The following is a 20,038-nucleotide window of genomic DNA, read 5'->3' as shown; positions in this document are numbered from 1 at the left end:
CGTCCTTTTTGCGGTTCAGTAGTGACGGCATCAGACCCCCTTGGCCCGGGTGTACTTGGTGGCCGCGAGTCCGCGGCCGAGCGGCAGAGTGAGGAATTGCGCGACATCGTGGCTGTCGTCGAACCAGGTGAACTCTTTGATGGCGGCTTGGTCGGCGGCCTGCTCGAGCCGCGCACACGCCCGCATCACCGCATCCTCATCCGGTGCGGTGACCGACACTGCCATCGACCAGATCACCCCGTGGTGTCCCGATCCCGGCTTGAGGTCTTCGCGGCGACGCAGTGATGCCGACGCCATGACCTCCGATGCACCGTCGGTGACCTGGCCCTTCTTTCGCTCCTTGTACTGGCGTGCTGCATCCTCGGTCGCGTCCTTGCGTGCCACCTGGCGCGCTTTGACTGCATCGACGAAATCCATCCGCACCTTCACCGTGCGGATTGTTGGCTGGGCCGGAAGCCCCTCAACAGGATCGCCGGGGTCCGGGTCGACGCCGGTCAACAGCGGCGAGAGCCATTCAGCGTGCAGCGGGATCGGTTCGATCGAACCGGGTCGGATCAACCCGACTCGGGTATCCCATCGGTCGGACACCCGTGTCGATAGGTCTCCGCCGACATATGACGGCCAGCAGTTGCCCCAGTTCGCGCCCCGGTGGGCGTCGAGTGCGTAGGACGGATCGAGCATCGAGCGGAAGACCGCACAGGCACGCTGTTGGCCGAGCACCTGCACCTGCCCGAGCCGGGCCGAGGTCAGCGCGCCGACCGCCCGCATGGTCTCTTCGACGATGACCTGGCCGATACCGGCCTTCGTCTCTACGCCCTTACGCTTGGCGACCGCTCCGGCCGCCGACAGCAACTCGACCGACTTCGGGAAGATCAGCGTGGCGTAGCAACGATGCTCTTCCGACTCCGGGGCCAGACCGTCGATGAGCTGGCCGTAGGACTCGACCGCAGGCATCACCCGGTGTGCATGAGGATTCGCACGCACCACCGATTCCATCCACGCCACGTGCGGAGTCAGATCGGCCGGCACCGAGCGGTGCACCATCTCCAGCCCTCGAAGCAGCGAGGATCGGCGCGCGAACGAGGCCAGCGTGCGCGAGAACGCCTGCGAGGTCACGGCCCATTCCTCTGCACCGCGGAGTCCTTCGGCGAGCCCTTGAATCGACAGCACCACCGAGTAGTAGTTGTTGTCACCAGGCGTCCGGTGCTCGAGGATGAACATGTCATCGAGACCTGTATCGGTCAGATCCAGCGGAGCGACATCTCCGAGCGGAACCGGGAACTCCCAGCCCGGATCGGCTCCGAGCACCCCGTACAACTCATCACCGGGTGCCCGGTAGACGTGTTCACCGTGCTTTCGCCGCCGCCGATCCCGGATCCGGTGCAGTTTCTCCCCCGCCCAAGACCGGCGACCGTTGATGTCGGTCGTCGCCCACAGCGTGCCGCCCACCACCGCGAGGACACCGGCCAGTGTCCAGATCGTCGATCCGAAGAAGACGAACAGGAACATCGAGAGCATCAGCGCCGCTGCATAGGCGAACAGCACCGGTTCGGGAACGGGGATCAGTCCTCGGCGAGCGATTTCCGAGCCGAGGATCGAGGTGCGCTGCTCACTGTCGCTCATCACTGATCTCCCATGTTGTCGGCCCGCTCGGGAGCGCTCTGCGCTGCCTGCGCCGCCTTGTTCAGTGCTGCACCGCCGACCGTCCCGGCTACTACCACCGCACCAACCCCGGCAGAGGCGGCCGTGCCGGAGATGCCCTTGGCTGCCCCCATGAGCTTGCGAGTGCTCGCCCCACCGTGCCCGCCACCGCTATGACCTGCGGTAACACCCGAATGCTGATGGGAGGTCGACCCGGCGGAACTATGGGACGTCGACCCGTTCGAGGTGGAAGCCACTCCCCCACCAACGCCCCCGCCGCCGACAGGATGTGCGTGTGCCGCCCCTGCGGAGCGGGCCGCAGCGACCTCACCCCCGCCACCACCGCCGCGGGCCATCATTGCCATCTGCGCGGTCTGCAAAGTGCCGCCCAGCCCTTGTCCGGTCGCTGATCCGGTATCGCCGAAGCCTTCTGAATCTTCACTGGACGGCATGAACGGGGCGTACTTGAGCAGCGACCACGGAGCGAGTCCGACCAGTCCGATGCACACCGCCGACATTGCCAAGGCGCCAAGCGATGCGAGGTCACCGTCGACGTAGGCCCCGGCGCTGCTGTCGATCAGCACCGTGGCTAAGAACCCCAGGCCGAGGAAGATCACCGGCTTGGAAAACACGATCGAGATGAATACGAAGATCGGGCGCATCGCCTTCTTCCGCAGGTTCGGATGCACCCACAATCCGAACGCGACACCGGTCAGGCCGGCGAGGATCGGCAAGGCAGCGGCGTGCATCAACATGCCGAAGAACAACGCCAGCGACCCGAGGAACAACAACCCGAAGAACACGATTCCGGTCAGAGAGCCACCGACGACGGTGTCGCTCGTGATGCCTCCGAGCATTGTCGATACCGACACCACCGCCTGCTCCAAGTCCTGCTTGAGCAGTCCGGACAGGGAGGTGGTCAGCGCGTGCGAGAGCTGGACCAGCATTTCGGCGGCGGCCGGGGCGAACATCATCGACAGCACACCCAACGGGGCGTACCCGATCAGGCTGTGCGCCAGTTCCATTCGTGTCGATTTCTGTGCAGAGGTTCGGTAGATCGTGAACAGTGCGGTGATCGACATGACGAACACCCCGATTCCGCAACTGACCGCGTACCAGCGCAGGAAACCTTCATCCCGCGGGTTGAACTCGTGGATGTTCGCCAAGCCCTCGAGGACCGAGGTGGTCAGCGATACCGCGCTTTCCTTGGTGCTGTTGGCCCAGTCGTCGATCACGCTGCCCGGATCCGCGATGAACGCGACCACATCACCGGCCTTGTCGACGGCCGCCATTCCGAGGCCGACGCCAAGCTGGATTTGTAGGGGCGTGGCGGCCTTGAGGACCACACCACCGACTCTGGCGAGATCGAGAAACCGGTCAGCGAAGTCGGTATTCTGCTCTTTCCAGTTCCAGATACCGCCGAACATCGCTCCGATCTGTGTGTTCCAGCTCCGGCACTGGTTGATCTCACTGATGTTGGTGCCCTTGTCGCAGTCGAGGAAATATGCTCTGTTGCAGAGCATCTCGTGGTCACTGCACGGATTCTCGAAAATGTCCTCCGGTAGGTTATCGACCCACTTCTGTTGCTTCATCACTGCGATCGAACCGGCGTCGGGTGCTGCCGCCCAGGTAAATCCCCAGTGGTTCCCGCTCGGCTCGGACCACTTCGCCAGATCCGCAGCGCACACCTTGGCCGAGGGCGAGAACTCCTGGTCGCCACCGGGGAAGGATGCCGGCCAGGTGGTCGGAGCCTTGCCATCGAGCACCGCTTGCTTCGCTTCGTCCTCCGAGACGCCCATCAGTTCGGCGTATTGCGCGATGCGCTGCGTCACAGGGGACGCCCAGTAGAGAATTTGCTGGTCGAAGCGGAGGTACTGCGCGAGGTACTGCCCGAAGTCGCCACCCTTGTCCGCACACGCCGGATCGGTCGACCACCCGGCCGCCTCGAACTCCGGGTGACCGGGAAAGAACTCCTTGAGTTCGTCTGGCATCCCAGCAGGCCACCCTTCGGCAGCGCCACTGAGCGGCTGCGCCCACGCAGGCGTCGCACTCGAGGCCAACGCGAGCACCGCCAGCAGCACCGCAAGCAAAGTACGGACAAGGGATCGCATGATTACTCCACGAAGAAGGTGTAGAGGCCGTTCGCGCCGAATTCGGCGAGAGTGGAATCCCCTTCGGGGAACGAGACCTCTTCGGGCTCGGGACCGGACCGGAACGTCCAATCCACGGCCTTCCAATCCCCGTTCTCCCACTCCAAGGTCACCGTGGTCGTGGACCAGACAGTAAGGACGCTGACCTTGCCCGTGCCGCTCAGATCGTTCTGGCTCGCCGAGACTGCCCACACCGACACCACCGCACGGTCATCCGAGTAGTCCGTGACGTTGACCAGGGCGGGAAGGACGTTCATCACCGTGCCCTCGGCCTGAGTCACGCTCTCGTCAAGGACTGCCAGCAGCGCATCGCTGGCGTTGCTACCGACGAGGGCCGATTTGGCTTCCTCGGCAGAGATTCGACCGAGAGAGACCTGGTTTGCGGCCTGCACGAAGTTCGTTGCTGCGGTCTGTGCTCCGGCTTCGGTGCGGTCATAGCCATGCGGAATCCCGTTGGTGATCGAGTTGGGACCGTGCCCGGTCCGCACCGTGTCGGACTCCGAGCTACCGCCGCTCAGCCCCGCGAGAATGATCCCGAGGATCGTCACCACGAGCAGGATCACCAGGCCGTACTTGAACCATGAGGGCAGTCTGTCGAACGCTGCCTTCCATCCTTTGGTCTCTGCCGTCTTCGCCGAGGATGTCGGCGTCGGTGCTGCTGTTGCCGAGGGCGATTGCTGGGAGCCCGGCTTGATCGAGCTGAAATCGGGTGCCATCTGATTCTCCTAACAGTGCTGGTAGATCGGCTATCAGCCGTTGACGACGAACAAGATGGCGCCGACGATGATCCCGGCTCCGGCCACGCAACCGAACGCCACACCAGCGGTCTTGGCCGAATCCATCGAATCGCTCAATTCGCTCTGGTAGCCCCCGGCGCGAGCCTTACGGATCTTGTAGAGCGAAATGATCAGGTTGACTGCGGATACCGCCAGGACCGCACCCCAGATACCGCCCGCAATCCGCGACCAGGTGCTCTGGAACGTAGGACCGAACACCCCCAGATCAGGGGAGATTCCGTCGAGTGGATTGTCGGTCTGAGCCGAGGCGGTACCGGCGGTGAGCAACACCGTGCCGATCGTGGCCGACAGCAGGGACGCAGCACGGGCCACGCTACGAGGTAGCGACCGCATCGAGGTATTGCGAGACATCACAGGGGTCCTTTCACACAGAAGGTCAGGCGTAGGGATCGAAGCTCGACGGCTTCGGTGGTTGCGGCCGTCGGGCCGGGGCCGGCGGTTGGTGCACCTCAGCAGCGGATTCGCTCGAGGCGTCCGGTTCGGGGGCCGCTTCCGCCGCCTCGGCGGTGGGCCGGTAGTCCAGGGGCAGGTCCCTGGCCGGGTCCGTCTCAGGCACCCGGACAGCAGGAGCGGCAGCGGGTTCCACTGCCGGGGCCGGGGGCGGCTCAGCTGCGGGAACCGACTCGGGAGCCGGGGTCGGCTGGGGCGCTACGAAGCTCGGAACGTCCGCCGCGAACGTCGGCGGAGCCGGTTCCGGGGCGATCGCCGGAGCCGGTACCCCCTGCTGCCGGAGTCCGGCCTGCCGCTCGACGATGGCCTCGGCTAGCGCATCGGTCACCATCGCCGCGACATTCGTCCACGCGATGATCGAACTCTGCGACAACGCCTCGAGCGTGATCCGCTCACCGGTGGCGAAGACCGGCTCGAATGGGACCCGAACGTAGGTCTGCACACCGAGAGAGTCGAACTCGTCGACAATCGCAGTTTCGAGGTTCGGATCGGACCCCGGTGTCGCGCACAGCAGCACGATCGCAGAGCGCACCAGATGCTCGAACCCCCGCTTACGGAGGCCGTCGAGCATCGCGTAGGCGTGCTGCGCCATGTCCCGGCGCATCGGCAGCGGCACCACCAGCACGTCGGCGTGGCGCACCGCCCACTGCCATGCCCCGGCCTGCGGAGTGGTGGCTGTGTCGATAATCAACAGGTCGCGATGGCGACGAAGCACCGCGCCCAACGCCGCGCACTCGTCCTCGCCGAGCATGTCGTCGTAGGAAGAATCGGTGTCCCCGGCCAGGATCTCGTCGTGGGTGGGCTGGAGCCGCAGATACGCCGCCAGCTCCCCCGCCTCGACGTCGGCCGACATCAGCCGCGATGCGTTGTCGAGGACATCCCACACCGTGCGTTCGATGGGTGCGGTGCGCGCTGCGCGAATGCCGAGGGTGCCGCCGGCCTCGCTCATATCCACTGCCACGACCCCGCGGCCGCGATGCTTACCGAGCATCGCTGCCAGGGCAATCGACGTCGGAGTTTTGCCGGCTCCGCCCTTGGTGTTGACCACAGCGACCGTGCCCGAACCCGGCAGCGTTCGCTGGATCGCTTCGACCGCCGCCCGGTGGCCGGTCTCTGCCGATGCCGCCTTCGGGGCCAGTTTCGTTCCCAGAGCTGCATTGATCCGACCCCGCCAACCCCACTGAGCAGGCTGAGAAAGTGCCGGTGAGGCGGCCTCGTCGAACAGTGCGCCGTGCCCGGTGGACGGCATTGCTGTCGGCGCGGTCGGCTCGTCGACGGCCGCGAGAGCATCTACTCCGACCCCGTACGGATCGGCGATGTCCTCGGTTACAGGCTCGGGAGCCGGGGCCGGTTCGGGTTCGACAGCGGGACGGCTCGGGCGTAGCCGCAGCCGACGCGGGTCGATGGTCGGTTCGTGGTTGTAGTCAGCGATGTCAGCCATCACGCTCACCTCACAGGGTGGTGACGGACGAAACGCGCCATCCGTCGCCGTTGTCGGTCAGCACCACGGCGACGTACTGCACGTCTGTGCCGATCTCGGTGCCGCTGGAATCGGTGACCGTGCTGGTCACCTCGTACATGCCGTGATACTTCGTCGCGGTATTGGCCTGTCCCTGGTTGGGGACCTCCACCGCCACGGCGGTGACCGTCGCGCCCTGCGACGCCCACTGTGCCCACTCACCGCTGGCCTTGACCGGGATCTGCACATCGGCGCGGACCTGCGCGTCGAGTTCGCCGGTCAGCACGCCCAGATCGGCGGCCCGCACCGGCGCGTCGTTGCGATTGGTGTCGGTACGGGTGTCATAGGAGAACCAGGTCTCGACGACCGTGCGGCCGAGCTCGCCCGGATCGGAAGTGTCCACACTCGGTGCCGCCGGAACGGGGGTGGACTGCTCGATGGGCGCAGCCGGTTCGGTGGGAGGCCATGCCTCCGTCGACGACGGTTGTGCCGACGAGTTCGTAGTGGTCTGATCCTGGTCGGTCTCGGAGCTGCATCCGGCCACCGTTAGGGCTCCGGCGAGGACACCGATCAGTGCCAGTCGGCGGATCATTCGGCCACCACCAGATCCGACAGGCGGATCGCCCGCCATTCGCCGTAGCCCGGTTCGAGGCACCACTGCTCGGCCGGATTGCCGGTCGGCGTCACCTCGAGATCGAGAATGACCTGCTTTTTCGCCGCGAGATCGGCCAGTTTCACCCCGTCGATGCGTTCACTGCTCACCCGCAGACGCAACCGAACCGCCTCGACCTCGAGGTGGTCGCGGACTTTCGCAGCGAGGAACACGGCTTTACCGGCGCTGGCCTCATCCGCCGAGTCCTGATCGCCGGGCCGGAAGATCCGATCGTCCTTGTGGAACGATCCGTACCAGGCGACATCGCTGGTGTCGGCATCGCCGACCACGGCGAACGAGCCACGTTCGTCGCCGGCCGAGGCCAAAGACACCACCGGAGCCGACGCGGCGGCCGCGGCCAGCTTTTCGGCCCGTTCACGCTGCTCGCGTTCTCGCAGGGCGTCGTAGTCCACATCGAACTGCTTGTAGAGCTCGCGCTTGATCTTCGGCCACTGAGTGCGCGTCATCAGGTTGTTCTCCGCAGCCCAAGCCCGCAGGTCCGAGGCCGTCATCGCCTGGACTGTCCGGGTCGATCCGAGGGTGCGGACGGCCGATTCCGCCTTGTCCCACTCTTCGCTCACGGTGTGATGTTCCCTTCCTGGTGTGTCATCGTTTCCGATGTTCTGGCGTATGAAATCCGTTGTGCATCAATTAAATCGGATGGCTCTGACATGTTTCGGGGGCGTCCATTCGGTGATCCGGACCTTCTCTCCGGACTGGGGCGCTTCGACAACTTTGTTGTCCCCCATCCAGATCCACACGTGGCCGGGGTAGGGCTGCACGATGTCTCCGGGTTGCAAGTCCGCCGCCTCGGTTACAGGCGTCCCCCGAGGATCGTTGACCTGAGCGGAGTCCTGGTGTGGCAGAACGATTCTTCCGTCCGTCGCCTGCGCCACCGCGTACACGACCAGGCCCGAGCAGTCGAAGCCGACCTTGTTATGGTCGCCGTGCTCATCGGCGACACCGCCATCGGCGATGCCGCGAGTCGGGCCGGTGGCATCCCCGCCGCCCCAGGCGTAATCGGTGCCCAGCCATCCAAGTGCTGCATCGACCACCCGCGAACCACTCACCGACGGCGGCCGAGGCTGGTCGACACCGGCGAAGTCAGCGCGGCCGGCCAGGATATTGCGGACGTAGCTCGTGGTCTCCACGTTGCCGCACACCCCGCCGGAAGCGAGTGTGTTGCCCGGCCCGCAGTTGTAGGCCGAGAGCATCAACTCGGTGCCGTCACCTGAAACTTTTCCCTCGCGGAGCCACTGCTGCGTCTGCTCCCACATCTGGCAGTCGTAGGCGCCCATCGCCATCACCGAATCACCGATGGAATTCACGTCGGCCACGCCGTCACCGTCGTAGTCCTGGCCGATCGAGGCCCAAGTTGCGGGCATGAACTGCCCCGGCCCGCGTGCCCCCGCCGGAGACACCGGCGAGGAGGGACCGTAGCGGAACTGGTTCTCGGCGTAGAGCTGGGAGGCCAGCAAAGGAGCGTCGATCGCCTCGCAGGTCTGAGCCGCCTTGACGATCCACTCCCGGAACTCCTCGGGGACCGATCCCGGCGCGAGGGAGCGTCCGCCGGGGCGCGTCAGGCCGGTGCAACCGGCACCGAGCGGAGTCTCGGCCGCGACCAGCTGCACATTCGGCGAGGTCGGACGCTGTTGCGGGGCGTCGAGTTCAGACGCATCGGCCAGCCACGGCATCGGGTCGATCGGAGATCCGCCGTCTAGTCGGCCCCCGGGCCAGACCTCGAAATGCAGGTGCGGTCCGGTCGAACCTCCGGCGTTGCCGACCAGGCCGATCAGATCCCCGGCGCGCACCTCGTCACCGACGGAGACGAGAACACCGTCCGGGAACATGTGCCCGTAGACCGTCGAGATGGTCGACCCGTCCGCGGTGGCCGAGTCGACGATGATCCAGTTGTCGAAACCGTTCTCATCGCTCGCGCCGGAATCTCCTGCTGCAACAACGATTCCGTCGATCGGTGCATAGAAGGGCGTACCGATCGGCGCCGCCAGGTCGATGCCGTTGTGCGAGGTACCCCAGCGCGGGCCGAAACCGGAGGTGAACGTGTAGGTGCCGGTGACCATCGGCTGCACCTTCTTGCCGGTGGCAGCACGCAGGCTGTTCGGTGACCGGGACGGTCCCTGCGTCGGCAGGCAGTTGTCCGGATCGGGATTGTCGCTGCCGCACATCACCAGCGCACCCATCAGGGCCACGACGCTGGCTGCCAGCGTAATTTTCGTCGTCGAAGAAGCCACGTACTCACCCCCTTTGCATGAGTGCTTGTCGCTAGCCCGCCCAGGCCATGCACGTGAGTGACTTCGCATCCGCCCGCCCGAGGTCGGATGCCGCGTTAGTGGAAGGCTCCCGGTCCTGGCAGCGGCACCACCCGCTGACCAGGACCGATCGGCGTCAGCCGATCGCCTTGGCGAAAACCTTCACCATCGTGTCGATCGCGTTGTCCCTCCCATCCGGGGACCAGCTCGGATACGCAATGTGCGAATTCGAGGCGTAGAAACTCGCCGCGGTGAATCCTTCGGCCACCAGCTGCCCCAGCTCGGCCGCACTGTCACTGCTCGCCAGCGTCATCACCGACTGGCCCAGGCCGGCCAGATCACTGTCCTGTGCCTGCACCGACATCAGCGAGCCGATCGGATCGCCCGGATCGTGCAGTTGATCGGGACTCATCTTCTGGCCCGGGGTGAGCACGCCGAGAGCCACCTGCGCCAGATCCACCGCCACCGGCATCAACCGAGACAGCTCGAGCACGTTCCCGCTTTCGGCCACCGACCAGGCGATTTCCTGAATCTCACCGACATTGCGGGCCAAGCGGATCACATCGACGTTGCCGAGCAGATCAAGCACCAGCGCGGCGATTGCGGCCGTGCCGGACGGGTCCGGAACCATCGCCACCAGCCGTGAGAGTGTCTTGAAATCCACCCCGGCAGCCATCTTCACCAGCGGGGAGAGCTGATTGTTCAGATCCCCCGCGACCGCGTGCGCCCCGTGCACATCGCCGGTGGCAATCTTGATCGGAAGCTGCTGCAACCCGGCCGCCACCGCCGGATAGTCGACCGAGGTCACGCCGGAGACGACGCCCAGCAGTTGATTGATGATCGTCGTCGGCTTGGCCACCGAAAGCACCTGCGTTGCCGTCCGCAACTCCACCGGACCCGAGGCCGCCAACGGCGACAGACCCGCGACCAGCGCATCTGCCGACCCTGCCAGCGTCGACACATCGACCGACTCCCCCGAGGCCCGTGACTCGAGCAAGGCCGTGCTCACCCCGGTCACCGCTTCGGCGGCCGACAACACTGCCGGGACATCGACCTGCTCGAGCATGTCGAGCACGCCCGCCGTCGTCGCCTCCGGCGATCCCTCGGGAGCCGAGGTGAACGTCTCACGCGCGCCCGGATTGCTGTCGATCCACTGTCGCGCCTGGTCGACCGGCGTCAAAGTCTCCGACACCAGCCGCGCCTGCTGCGTCATGCGGGCGATGTTCGCCGCCGAGGTGGTCGACGTCGGACCAGCGACATCGAGCGAAGACACCGACTCGGCCAGTTGCGACGCCGCCCCGAACACCGCCGACAGATCCGCGTTGCGCCAGGTCCCCGGCGAGGACAACTCATCGACCAGGGAGGATTGCGCCACTGTCGACGTGCCGGTGATCGTCGGAGTCTGGGGTGATGCAGTCGAGGCGAGTTCGGCAGAGACATCGACCGCTCCCGGCGGATTGGCGATGATCCGGCCCAGAGACGCCAGGAACGGCGTCGACTGACCATCGGTGTTGCAGTACGCATCGTCCGGGTGGCAGATGTCGAACACCTTGCCCGCGAGCTTGCCGAACCCTTCCGGGGCCGGCCCCGCGATGCCCTGACCGCTCAGGGGCGGGCCGATCAACGTTGCGCCCTCGGTGCCCCGCTTCGGATTGGCGAGCAGAATCACCGCCTTGACCTGCTGCGGAGTGACGGGGCCGAGACCGTGGCCGATGTTGACGGCCAGATCGTTGCCGATCTGCGCGCCCTGGCTGTACCCGGCGATGAGGTACGTCGACGACGGGCACCGCTCCATCAACTCCGCTGCCGCTTTGTCGCCCCGCGACTTCGATTCGGCATAGGACGTGCCGTTGAAGAACGCCTCGCCCGGATACGGCACGTACACCACGTCGAGGTTCTTGCCGAACCGTTGCTCGAGTGCGTCACCGACCGCCGCGAGCATGCCCGTCGGCACGGTCGGATCAGCATGAGCGGACGTTTCCGTCGTGCCGGGAATCATCAGCGCGATCGTGCGCGCACACCCGTTCGTTTCCGCTGCATGAGCCACTGTCGGTGTGCTTACCGCGGCCGCGGTCGTCACTGCTGCCGCTGCCAGAGCGAGACTTGCTTTCCTCATGCCCCGACCTCTTCGATGGAGCGGATCATCACTCGGCCGTCCTCGGCCGTGGTCGTTGTGATGCGCTGTTTGAACTCGTTGCGCCGATCCGGGCGGACCTCGGTGATCTGCGCGCTGTAGGTGTTCGGCCCGATGGCCGTGACCTCGAGGCAGTGCGTGGTCCCCAGCGGCACGGTGTCGATGCCCTGCTGGATCATTGCCGCGTCGGGCAACGGCGCATCAGGGGCCATCAACTCCCGCACCGACTCACCCGAACGCAGCAGGTAATAGCGGTGCTCGAGCGCCGCGATCACCCCTTCGCCGGAGAGTTGATCACCCTCGCCAGGTGAGCACGGATCATCTGCCGCTGCCGCTGCCGCTGTCGCTGTCGGCGCAGCGGTTGCGGTGTCCGGGACCAGGCCACCGAAGTCCGTGTCGTCGTCACCGCCGCCGACGAGAGCGGTGATGCCCCAGCCGGCCAGTCCCACGACGGCCACGGCCGCGAGGCCGAGACCGGCGTAGGTCAGTCCCTTCCCGACAGGGCGGCGCGTGGTCACCTGCGTGGTCGGGTGAGTGGCGCGGCGACCGGCATCGGCCGCCGCGACCACTCGAGACGCCGACTCACGGGCGGACGCGGTTCTCCCGGAGGAAAAGCGCTCTTCGGCCGCCGGTACCGACACCGGCACCGACTCCCGAACCATGCGGGTGCGAGGTGCGGTCGCATCGAGCACCCGAGGTGAGCCCGTTCGGTCGTTCCGCTTCATCGGTTCGTCTCCCTCTTCGACTGGACTCAGGCGTCGACTGCCGGAGCGGGCGCGCCGAGACCCAGACCGACCGCCTCGCTGACCAGGCGCGATGCCAGTCCCGGCGTCGCGTCGGTGAAGAACGAGTCGAGTGCCTGGTCGACCTGCTCGATGACCTGCTCGCCACCGGGCTGTGTCTGAACGAAGTCGCGGACCTGCTCATCGATCGCAGGTGCGGTCTCGGTGGCGAAGGTCTGCACAGCGTCGACCGCAGCCGCACCGATGGGATCCTCCGACCACTGCGCGAGCGTGGTGTCGACCTGTTCTGTGACCTGTTCGGCCTCGATGTCGGGCACTTCGGTTTCGATCGGCGTGGCATCCTCGCCCGCGCCGTAAGCCGTGCCGACCCCGTACCCGGCCAGACCGCCGCCGAGTGCGCCCAGTCCACCACCGACCGCGCATCCGACTCCGAATCCGGCCGCCGCGCCAGCGGCGGTAGCGGCAACGCCCGAGGTCACGGGAGCGACCCCCGGAATCGGCAGAGGCACCATCGTGGCTGCTCCAGCCCCGACGATGCCTGCGACCGTGCTCACTGCCAGTGCGGTCGGGACACCGGCCGCGAGGCAGCCGGTGCCGAAGCCGGTCGCTGTACCTACGGCCGTGCCTGCGACCTGGGCCGAGGCGATCTTTTCGGCCTCTTCGGTCTCCATGCCGGTCGACCGGTGGTAGTCGGTGACCATCGCCTCGACCACTGCGGTCGTGCGGTTGGTCTTGTCGGCATCGACGTCCGAGACCCAGTTCGGCTGGTCGAAGATCACCCGGCCGAAACGCATCTTGTTGACCGGAGCCTCGATCGGCAGGGTCGGGCCTTCCACCACGTCCGGCGCCTGCGGAGCAGGAACGCTGTAGCCGGAGTAGCCGGAGTTGTCGCCGCCCGAATAGCCGTTGTACTGCGCCATCGACACACCACCGCCGGTCTGCGGGTTGTAGGCGCGGGTGCCGCGGTTGTACTCGGCCGGAGGCGCTACCCAGAAGTTCTCGGCGGGCTGCGGATCAGGAGCCGAGGGCGCAGGAGCAGAAGTCGAGGGCGGCGTGGAGGTGATGCCCGCCTGACCACCACCGGACTGCGGCGGGGACGTGATCCCTGCCTGCCCACCGCCGGAGTCACCGGTCGGCGCTGCTGCTGCCGTCGGCGCAAAGGCAATGAGCAACCCCGCTGCCGCCGGTGCCAGAGTCGCGGTGCTGAGCACCGCACTGGTCGTTCGGCGGCGCCGGTGTCTGCCGGTGCCGGAAACCAGCTGATCTTCGTTGGATACGGACATGTACATCGCCTTTCCTGCGAATGAATCGAGTCCCGAATGCGTGAAGGACCTGAGCGAGAAAGAGATCCGTCAGGGCCGAGAAGATCGGGTGGTCACCACAGGGAGGTAGTCCGCTTGTGCACGTGTCGGCAGCGCCGACTAGGTGCGGGAACGCTGCCGTTGGCGCGCACAGTCGAGTAACGCCAGAACAGCAGCGCCCGACAAGAAAGTGGGCCCTCGTCCGCAGTGACCTGGTGCCCGAGCTTGCGTAGTCAGCCCGGACGGGTTGGTACGTAGGTGGTTCAACCCCGGATACGTGACACCGACGCCAATCACTGACACGTGTCCGGGGTTTTCCCTTTTGCCGGTGGCCTCACCGTGGCTCGCGCTGGTTGCCGACCAGACGCTTCCCACGGCTCAACCGATCGTTACCTCCTTCGCCGCAAAACCCTTCATTGAAACTCTATTCCGGAACATTACAGCAAAATCTATTCCAGTGGAAGATGACGCAAGCCATTCCTGTAAGGCAGTGTTATGGCTCGTGGAAAGGTTTCGGGCATGACGAGACGGCCTCTTCGGGGATTCGATCGGGAGAGGCTGATCGATCTGCGGACGGAGAAGGGTTACACCCGTGGTGACCTGGCGAGGTTCGCCGAAGTGAGCGTGGCGGCCGTGCGAGCTTGGGAGTCCGGGCAGGCGACCCCGCAGGTGGACCGTCTGGCCCGTGTCGCTGCCGCCCTCGACGTTCCGATGTCCGAGCTGGTGCGGATATCCCCGCACGACCGGTATCTGGGCGATCTGCGCGTCCAGGCCGGCCTGACCCAGCCCCAGCTGGCGCTGCAAGCAGGCATTTCCACGGCCTCGCTCAGCAGCCTCGAGCTGGGGGAAACCTCTCTGCGAGAGCCGGTAACCGAACGACTGGCTCGAGCTCTGGGAGTGGACACAGCCGAGGTCCGCGCCGCCTATGAACGGGCCCGAACCCGACCGCCGGGCGCACCCGTCTGACACGCGCGACACACTGTGTGTCGACGCGCGACAAATACGGATAACCATGTCTGAGCTCCCCCCGCGGAGATAGCAGTCCGCCTCACGCGGACATGCGGAAGCGGCCGAAACCGGCTGTGCTACATCCGAGGCCGAGTGGACAAGCCCCGGGAAATCCCCACGGGTGGGGACGCGGAAGACAAACTACCAGATCACAGCCGATAGTCCGGGACCAACCTAACCGCCTCGCACCCCGCGATCGGATCCCTGCAAATCCTCTGTGGCCGCATCGAATTCATCCGGAATCGTTGAAATCTGAACGAGCACGAGACGGTCGCTGAGAGGGCCGGGATACGGGCTGATCGACAGTTTCGCTGCCCGCCAGCCCGATTCCGAACGCAGACGAGCACGGGCGCATCGAGGCGCGGTATCCCCCGAACGGAACGTTGCCAGTGCATCGGCCAGCACATGCCGGTCGTCGGGATGCACGATCTCGTTTCCGCCCTTGACGTTTCGCCAGGACACCCACGGTGGAGCATCCGGCAGCCACATCGTCAGAACGGCGAGGTCGGCGACGAAGACGCCGGTGTAGACCCCCGCTGACCGCAGCATCTCCTGCATTCCCAGCTCGCTCAACGTCGGCAACTCCGGTGACGTCGTATCGGAGACGTCGTGCCACAGCAGCCGCAATCCCACGTTGCCCGGATCAGTACGGCCCTTGCCCCAGCAGTACCAGCGCATCACCCGACCGTCGGCGTGCAGAACCGACATGGGAGCCTCCCACCGGCGACCGTGCACCGGATCGATGCCCAGCTCGAACAACGACGCCGAATCGTCGAACTTCACCGCCTTGGCGATGTACTCCGCAGGAGTTCGCTCCGGAACGTGCTCTTCAGGCAGCACCCCGGACATCATCGAGGCTTCGACGGTCTGGCCGATCACCATCCGCTCGAGACTCCACGCAATCCCAGCCGCGATCCGAGGCGGGCTGGGTACCCGGCCGGGCTCACCCACCCACACCTGGACGCCGTGCGCCTCCCCGCTCGGGCCGAGAACGGGCAGCGCCTCGATGTGGAACGCCTTCTGCGCCCCCTTACGCGAGCGCAGATCGAGCGTCACCGGCCGTCGAGTGCGGATCACCTCGTCGATGATCGGCGTGACCAGAAGGTCCGGGGCCGGCTGAACATGCCGGGTCACCGACGCCCAATCCTTGACTACGCCGCCGCAGCTGACAACGGACATCTCGCCGTCGACCAACGTCTCGACCAAATGCCACTCGTTGAGAATCACCATTAACTTATAACCTCCCCCGAACCGTGGGCACAGTACGGCTGCCCAGGGGGAACTTACCTGTCGGCTGCCTCCGTCACCGACGCGAGAGCTTGACCTTCAACCCCCGCGGCTTGAGAGTGATCGCCTCGTGCACGTCGAGCTCATAGCCCGGTTCCGGAGCGAAGTCGTACCGCCGGATCAGCGACGCGAGCGTGAGCACCGCCTCGTGCAACGCGAACTGCCGACCGATACACGCCCGGATGCCGGTGCCCCACGGTTTGAAGATGTGCGCCGGACGCTTGCGCACCGCCTCGGGCTCGAACCGATCCGGGTCGAATCGCTCGGGATCGTCACCCCACAGCGGGTCGCGGTGCAGCTGTGGCAGCAGCACGAACACCCACGAACCCTTCGGCAGCGTCCGTCCGCCGAGGGTGGTCTCACCGCGTACCTTACGGAAGTAACCCGGGGCGGCCGGCCACAATCGCAGCGTCTCGTCCACCACCCGCCGCACATATCGCAGCTTGGCGACCTGCTCGTACCCGATCCGGCCGTCGGCACCGACGACCTCGGTGATCTCGGCGCGTGCCTTCGCCACCACCTCGGGATGTCGGCTCAGGAAATGGACCGCGAACCCCAGGGTGGCCGCGGTGGTCTCGTTGCCCGCGACCAGGAAGGTCAGCACCTGATTGCGGATCGATTCGCGATCGAGCTGCTCGCCGGTGTCGGGATCGACGGTGTGCATCATCAGGTCCAGCAGATCGTTGTACTTTTCGCCGGAGCGCATCCGCTCCTCGACGATGCGATCGACCGTCTCCTGCATCAGCGCGATGTCGCGTTCGTGCTGCGCACGCGCCGCGCGACCGAACAGGGCCCGCAGGATCGGGATGTCGTTCGACGAGCGGTTGATGTACTCGAGCGCCCGGCTCATCGCCGCGATGAACGGATCGGGTTCGGTGCGGCCGAACGAGTCGAAGTCGTAGCTGAAGCCGCACCGGCCGATGACGTCGAAGGTCAGCGACGTCATGCTCTTCGGCACGTCCACATACTCGCCGTCGGCCGCTGCGCTGTCCCAGCTGTCGACCAGCCGGTCGACGACCGTGAGCATCGAGTCGTGATAGCCATGCATCGCGGCCTGGCCGAAGCCCGGGCCGAGGATGTTGTGGGCCTTGCTCCAGTTCGGTTCGGAGTTGAACGCGGTGAACAGCCCGTCGCCGGCGATGACACGAAGCTTGCGCAGCGGCTTGCCGAGGAACTTCGCCCACTTCTCCTCGTCGTTGACCTCCCGCACCAGATCCGCGCCGGACACCACAATCAGCCGGTGCTGGAGGATCTTGCGTTCGAAGATTCCACCGAGTTCCTGCGCCATCTGCATCTCACGCTGAACCGGCTTGGCCACGTCGATGCTGAGCAGATCACCCAATAGAGGCAGTCTCCATCGCGGTTGCGGGATCGGCTGGAAGTCGGTGGTCGCAGGGCTGCTCGTCGAAAGCTGCGGTGACGCCATTCGTGAGAGTGTGCCCCACCGCCGGCGAGAGGCACACCGCCGCCTCCCACCGCTCAAGGGCTCCCTGACTGCCGTCCCACTAGTCGACACGCGCCACGCCGATGTACGGGGGTAACTGACATCCGCGCTCGCAGCCGCTAACCTGAGTCAGATTCAACGGGCCGATCTTGAAGAACGGGGGTTTACGCATGGCACAGCCGCATAAAGGCGACCGCGCCGCGATGACTCTACGCATCCCCGCTGAGCTGCACGAACAGCTCCGCAACGATGCCAAGGACGCCAAGGTCGCGCTGTCCCAATACGTCGCCGACCTGCTCGCACTACAAGCCGGTCGACCGGACCTTGCCCGCGAGATCAAGGCGGTGACCGTGTAAACGCCACCAGAGAGGGCCGCTAGCCGCCAACTAGCCCGCCCTCAGATGCAGAAAACCCCCCGCCTGCCAAGCGAGGGGTCTTCCAAACCGAATATGTGACCGAGCAAAGTCGCCAAACTCCTCGGGCACTCGAACTTTCTCTCCAGAAAGCCTTCGTTATGCATATTAGCGAGCGCTGCTCGTTTGGGCCAACTTCCGTCTCAAATCACATTCCCGCGTGTCGCCCTCAACGGAGCGCACACACCGCCCGGGACAACCGTCGAGGTCCCGGCCGCGCCGCTCCCCAGACCCGCCGCGGTCGCCGTCGCGGCAGCTACAATCTCCGCGTAGCCGATGGTGCCTACTCCCCCATCCCCGTCTGGGACTCCCGCGCGGGCTGGATGCGCCAGATCATCACCTTCGCCCGCAGCGAGACCGGCATCAAGATCTGCCACGAGCACCGCATCGCCCCGGACAAGTTCATCGCCGCCGCCAACGCTCACGCCGCTTACGCCGACGAATCCACCGGCCGCAGCCTCACCGCCGCCCGCGACACCCTCGCCGAGTACGCCGGCATCAGCACCGACGTCCTCGATCGTGCCCGCCAGATCCTTCGCCGCATCGGAGCCGCCGTCGAGCTCGTCCGCGGCCGCTACCTCACCATCGCCGAACGCATCGAAGCCAGCCTCACCCACGGTGGAAAGCAACTTCGCGCAGCCTCTGTGTGGGCCTTGACCAGCAAGTTCACTGCCAATTCTTCTGTTTATCCCCAGTTTCCGAATCATGCGGATCTACCGAAGAACCCTTTGGGTTCTACAGGTATCTCTCGTTCTCAAGTAATCACCAACGCGCGCGCTACGCGCCGCGCCCGGGCTTCGACGAAGGCCGAGGGCGACCCACGACCCCTGCACGCTCAGATCGCCGCAGCGCGCCTGGCCGACCGACTCGGTCCCACGATGCCCGAATACCGCGGCGTGGATCGGAATGGCCACTACGTCCCCGGAATCACCCATCACCATGTCGGAGCGATCGCCGATGCCCTGACCGCCGCAGGCATCGACACCACCCGATGGACCGGCGACGACGTAGCCGACCAGATCACCGAGTTCCGCCGCGACCGCAGCCTCCCACACCTAGCGTCCCCGACCGCTTTCCTGCGCTGGCAGCTCCGTGCCCTCGCCGATGTGTGGTCAGGGCCTACCCCCACCGAGCGCCGCACTGAGATCCAGGACCGCCGCGCCGCCGAACGTCGCGCCGAACTCGACCGGCGTGCTGCTCATCCTCCGGCCAGCGACGACACCCGTGCCACCGCTCTCGCCGAGATCCGGCAGATACTGTTCCAGCGCTCGGGCATGCGCACCCGGACCCGCGGGGACCGCTTCGACCGGCACCGCTACTGAACGAAATTCTCGCTCCGGTCAGAACCACAGCGGCGAAGAGGAATCGAATCGTTTCACGCGGAAGCCGCTCCTACCCCTCGAGCTTGCGGGCATCATGCAGTATCCGACCCACCGCTCCGGTCGACATCTCCAGTTTCTCGGCGATCTCGCGGTACTTCATCCCCTGCTGGCGAAGTTCGACCACCTGCTTGCGTCGGCGTTCTGCGCGTTCGAGGAATTGGTCTCGGGGTTCGGCAATCAGGCGACGTGCAGTGCGCTCCGACGAGCCGAGCCGGCGTGCCAGTTCCTTTGCGGTGATGGACCGACGTTGTTGTGCCTGGGCGCTGCCGCTCATTGCGCGAACTCCAATGCTGTCGCCAGATTGAACTTGGTGGCCCGCTTCCTGTTTGCTTCCCGTTTGGCGGAGCTCATGACCTTGCCGCCCTTGCTGCCACGTGCTGCCTGGCGCGCCCGGAACGTCCCCTCGTCGAAGTTACGCCAGATCCACTTGCCGATGGAGTACGCCGTGGCACGGACCTCGATAAAAGGAAGAGGGTCGGCGAACTCGCTGTTGATTCCGTGACAACGCTGAAGAACCAGTTGGAGCCACTGGTCTACGGTGCCATGACGATGGTGCCACCACTGTGGGTACGCCCACTTACGGGCAGTGTCGAACATCGTCACATTGCGGCCCAGACCCACGGAGCGGTCGGGCCGGCGCGGAGCCTGACGAGGTGTGTAGATGGTCGCCAGATCCCGCAACGAGTACGGATCCCCTGGACCGTAAATGGTTTCCCATTCAGGGTGGATCGGGTTCTTGGTCAGCTGCCCACCGTAGGAGAAGTCCCCGCCGACGGAGATACACAGACCTCGCTCGATGCGATGGGCATAGCGCAGCGGAGTCAACCGCGCGGTCAAGCCCCAGAAGGTGGTGTAGGACGGTGATCCCTTCTCCTGTCCTGACTATGCAGCAGGAATCGCGGCAGCA

18 protein-coding genes are annotated in these 20,038 nt (G+C 65.8%); 3 read left to right on the top strand and 15 right to left on the bottom strand.

Going from position 1 to position 20,038, the window contains the following annotated elements; all coding sequences use genetic code 11:
• Nucleotides 1-30: 30 nt before the first annotated feature.
• From NVV99_RS24115 to NVV99_RS24065, 11 genes are all read right to left on the bottom strand, one after another.
• Entirely contained in the window at nucleotides 31-1,623 is a 1,593-nt protein-coding gene (locus NVV99_RS24115) for a hypothetical protein (RefSeq protein ID WP_085470686.1), read from the bottom strand.
• Entirely contained in the window at nucleotides 1,623-3,752 is a 2,130-nt protein-coding gene (locus NVV99_RS24110) for a hypothetical protein (protein WP_260783152.1), read from the bottom strand. The genes NVV99_RS24115 and NVV99_RS24110 overlap by 1 nt, the downstream gene beginning before the upstream one ends.
• 2 nt (nucleotides 3,753-3,754) lie before the next feature.
• The gene (locus NVV99_RS24105; protein ID WP_260783143.1) at nucleotides 3,755-4,507 is read right to left on the bottom strand and encodes a hypothetical protein; all 753 of its coding nucleotides are present in this window, start codon (nucleotides 4,505-4,507) and stop codon (nucleotides 3,755-3,757) included.
• A gap of 33 nt (nucleotides 4,508-4,540) precedes the next feature.
• Nucleotides 4,541-4,939, bottom strand: a complete 399-nt coding sequence (locus NVV99_RS24100; RefSeq protein ID WP_226949904.1) for a hypothetical protein — start codon at nucleotides 4,937-4,939, stop codon at nucleotides 4,541-4,543.
• A gap of 25 nt (nucleotides 4,940-4,964) precedes the next feature.
• Nucleotides 4,965-6,479 carry an AAA family ATPase gene (locus NVV99_RS24095; protein ID WP_260783142.1) on the bottom strand — a complete coding sequence of 505 codons (1,515 nt, stop codon included), beginning with the start codon at nucleotides 6,477-6,479 and terminating at the stop codon, nucleotides 4,965-4,967.
• Between the two features lie 10 nt (nucleotides 6,480-6,489).
• Complete coding sequence (locus NVV99_RS24090) at nucleotides 6,490-7,089, bottom strand: hypothetical protein (RefSeq protein ID WP_230810935.1); 600 nt, start codon at nucleotides 7,087-7,089, stop codon at nucleotides 6,490-6,492.
• The gene (locus NVV99_RS24085; protein WP_072815813.1) at nucleotides 7,086-7,730 is read right to left on the bottom strand and encodes a hypothetical protein; all 645 of its coding nucleotides are present in this window, start codon (nucleotides 7,728-7,730) and stop codon (nucleotides 7,086-7,088) included. Before NVV99_RS24085 ends, NVV99_RS24090 begins: the two co-directional genes overlap by 4 nt.
• A 66-nt stretch (nucleotides 7,731-7,796) precedes the next feature.
• Entirely contained in the window at nucleotides 7,797-9,401 is a 1,605-nt protein-coding gene (locus NVV99_RS24080; protein WP_260783141.1) for a peptidoglycan DD-metalloendopeptidase family protein, read from the bottom strand.
• A 154-nt stretch (nucleotides 9,402-9,555) separates the two neighbouring features.
• Entirely contained in the window at nucleotides 9,556-11,418 is a 1,863-nt protein-coding gene (locus NVV99_RS24075; RefSeq protein WP_260783140.1) for a cutinase family protein, read from the bottom strand.
• A gap of 113 nt (nucleotides 11,419-11,531) precedes the next feature.
• Entirely contained in the window at nucleotides 11,532-12,071 is a 540-nt protein-coding gene (locus NVV99_RS24070; protein WP_260783139.1) for a hypothetical protein, read from the bottom strand.
• 233 nt (nucleotides 12,072-12,304) lie between these two features.
• On the bottom strand, nucleotides 12,305-13,579 hold the full coding sequence (locus NVV99_RS24065; protein WP_260783138.1) for an insoluble domain protein: 1,275 nt from the start codon (nucleotides 13,577-13,579) through the stop codon (nucleotides 12,305-12,307).
• A 537-nt stretch (nucleotides 13,580-14,116) separates the two neighbouring features.
• Between NVV99_RS24065 and NVV99_RS24060 the strand changes: the two genes are divergently transcribed.
• A complete protein-coding gene (locus NVV99_RS24060) occupies nucleotides 14,117-14,563 on the top strand; it encodes a helix-turn-helix transcriptional regulator (protein ID WP_260783137.1) in 447 nt (148 codons plus the stop codon).
• Between the two features lie 216 nt (nucleotides 14,564-14,779).
• Here NVV99_RS24060 and NVV99_RS24055 read toward each other — a convergent pair whose 3' ends face one another.
• Nucleotides 14,780-15,835, bottom strand: coding sequence for a GAF domain-containing protein (locus tag NVV99_RS24055; RefSeq protein WP_260783136.1), 1,056 nt, complete (start codon nucleotides 15,833-15,835; stop codon nucleotides 14,780-14,782).
• Nucleotides 15,836-15,908: 73 nt separating this feature from the next.
• Nucleotides 15,909-17,318 (bottom strand): cytochrome P450, encoded by a 1,410-nt coding sequence (locus NVV99_RS24050; RefSeq protein ID WP_260783135.1) that lies wholly within the window; start codon nucleotides 17,316-17,318, stop codon nucleotides 15,909-15,911.
• A 188-nt stretch (nucleotides 17,319-17,506) separates the two neighbouring features.
• Between NVV99_RS24050 and NVV99_RS24045 the strand changes: the two genes are divergently transcribed.
• Nucleotides 17,507-17,692, top strand: a complete 186-nt coding sequence (locus NVV99_RS24045) for a toxin-antitoxin system HicB family antitoxin (protein WP_033098656.1) — start codon at nucleotides 17,507-17,509, stop codon at nucleotides 17,690-17,692.
• Nucleotides 17,693-18,072: 380 nt separating this feature from the next.
• Entirely contained in the window at nucleotides 18,073-19,071 is a 999-nt protein-coding gene (locus NVV99_RS24040) for a replication protein (RefSeq protein WP_260783134.1), read from the top strand.
• A 70-nt stretch (nucleotides 19,072-19,141) separates the two neighbouring features.
• On the opposite strand, the gene NVV99_RS24035 is transcribed toward NVV99_RS24040, so the two are convergent.
• Nucleotides 19,142-19,405, bottom strand: a complete 264-nt coding sequence (locus NVV99_RS24035) for a sigma factor-like helix-turn-helix DNA-binding protein (protein WP_072815822.1) — start codon at nucleotides 19,403-19,405, stop codon at nucleotides 19,142-19,144.
• Entirely contained in the window at nucleotides 19,402-19,968 is a 567-nt protein-coding gene (locus tag NVV99_RS24030) for a replication initiation protein (protein ID WP_260783133.1), read from the bottom strand. The genes NVV99_RS24035 and NVV99_RS24030 overlap by 4 nt, the downstream gene beginning before the upstream one ends.
• Nucleotides 19,969-20,038 lie beyond the last annotated feature (70 nt).

Source organism: Rhodococcus sp. PAE-6 (genome assembly GCF_025290685.1).
Lineage (GTDB): Bacteria > Actinomycetota > Actinomycetes > Mycobacteriales > Mycobacteriaceae > Rhodococcus > Rhodococcus pyridinivorans.
This window is presented reverse-complemented; position numbering and strand designations above follow the sequence as displayed.

Bases quoted from the DNA above. Each gene is read 5' to 3' on its own strand.
- NVV99_RS24065 (WP_260783138.1), bottom strand. From the start codon at position 13,579: ATGTCCGTATCCAACGAAGATCAGCTGGTTTCCGGCACCGGCAGACAC.
- NVV99_RS24035 (WP_072815822.1), bottom strand. From the start codon at position 19,405: ATGAGCGGCAGCGCCCAGGCACAACAACGTCGGTCCATCACCGCAAAG.
- NVV99_RS24105 (WP_260783143.1), bottom strand. From the start codon at position 4,507: ATGGCACCCGATTTCAGCTCGATCAAGCCGGGCTCCCAGCAATCGCCC.
- NVV99_RS24095 (WP_260783142.1), bottom strand. From the start codon at position 6,479: ATGGCTGACATCGCTGACTACAACCACGAACCGACCATCGACCCGCGT.
- NVV99_RS24115 (WP_085470686.1), bottom strand. From the start codon at position 1,623: ATGAGCGACAGTGAGCAGCGCACCTCGATCCTCGGCTCGGAAATCGCT.
- NVV99_RS24100 (WP_226949904.1), bottom strand. From the start codon at position 4,939: ATGTCTCGCAATACCTCGATGCGGTCGCTACCTCGTAGCGTGGCCCGT.
- NVV99_RS24060 (WP_260783137.1), top strand. From the start codon at position 14,117: ATGACGAGACGGCCTCTTCGGGGATTCGATCGGGAGAGGCTGATCGAT.
- NVV99_RS24090 (WP_230810935.1), bottom strand. From the start codon at position 7,089: ATGATCCGCCGACTGGCACTGATCGGTGTCCTCGCCGGAGCCCTAACG.
- NVV99_RS24040 (WP_260783134.1), top strand. From the start codon at position 18,073: ATGCGCCAGATCATCACCTTCGCCCGCAGCGAGACCGGCATCAAGATC.
- NVV99_RS24075 (WP_260783140.1), bottom strand. From the start codon at position 11,418: ATGATTCCCGGCACGACGGAAACGTCCGCTCATGCTGATCCGACCGTG.
- NVV99_RS24050 (WP_260783135.1), bottom strand. From the start codon at position 17,318: ATGGCGTCACCGCAGCTTTCGACGAGCAGCCCTGCGACCACCGACTTC.
- NVV99_RS24055 (WP_260783136.1), bottom strand. From the start codon at position 15,835: ATGGTGATTCTCAACGAGTGGCATTTGGTCGAGACGTTGGTCGACGGC.
- NVV99_RS24045 (WP_033098656.1), top strand. From the start codon at position 17,507: ATGGCACAGCCGCATAAAGGCGACCGCGCCGCGATGACTCTACGCATC.
- NVV99_RS24110 (WP_260783152.1), bottom strand. From the start codon at position 3,752: ATGCGATCCCTTGTCCGTACTTTGCTTGCGGTGCTGCTGGCGGTGCTC.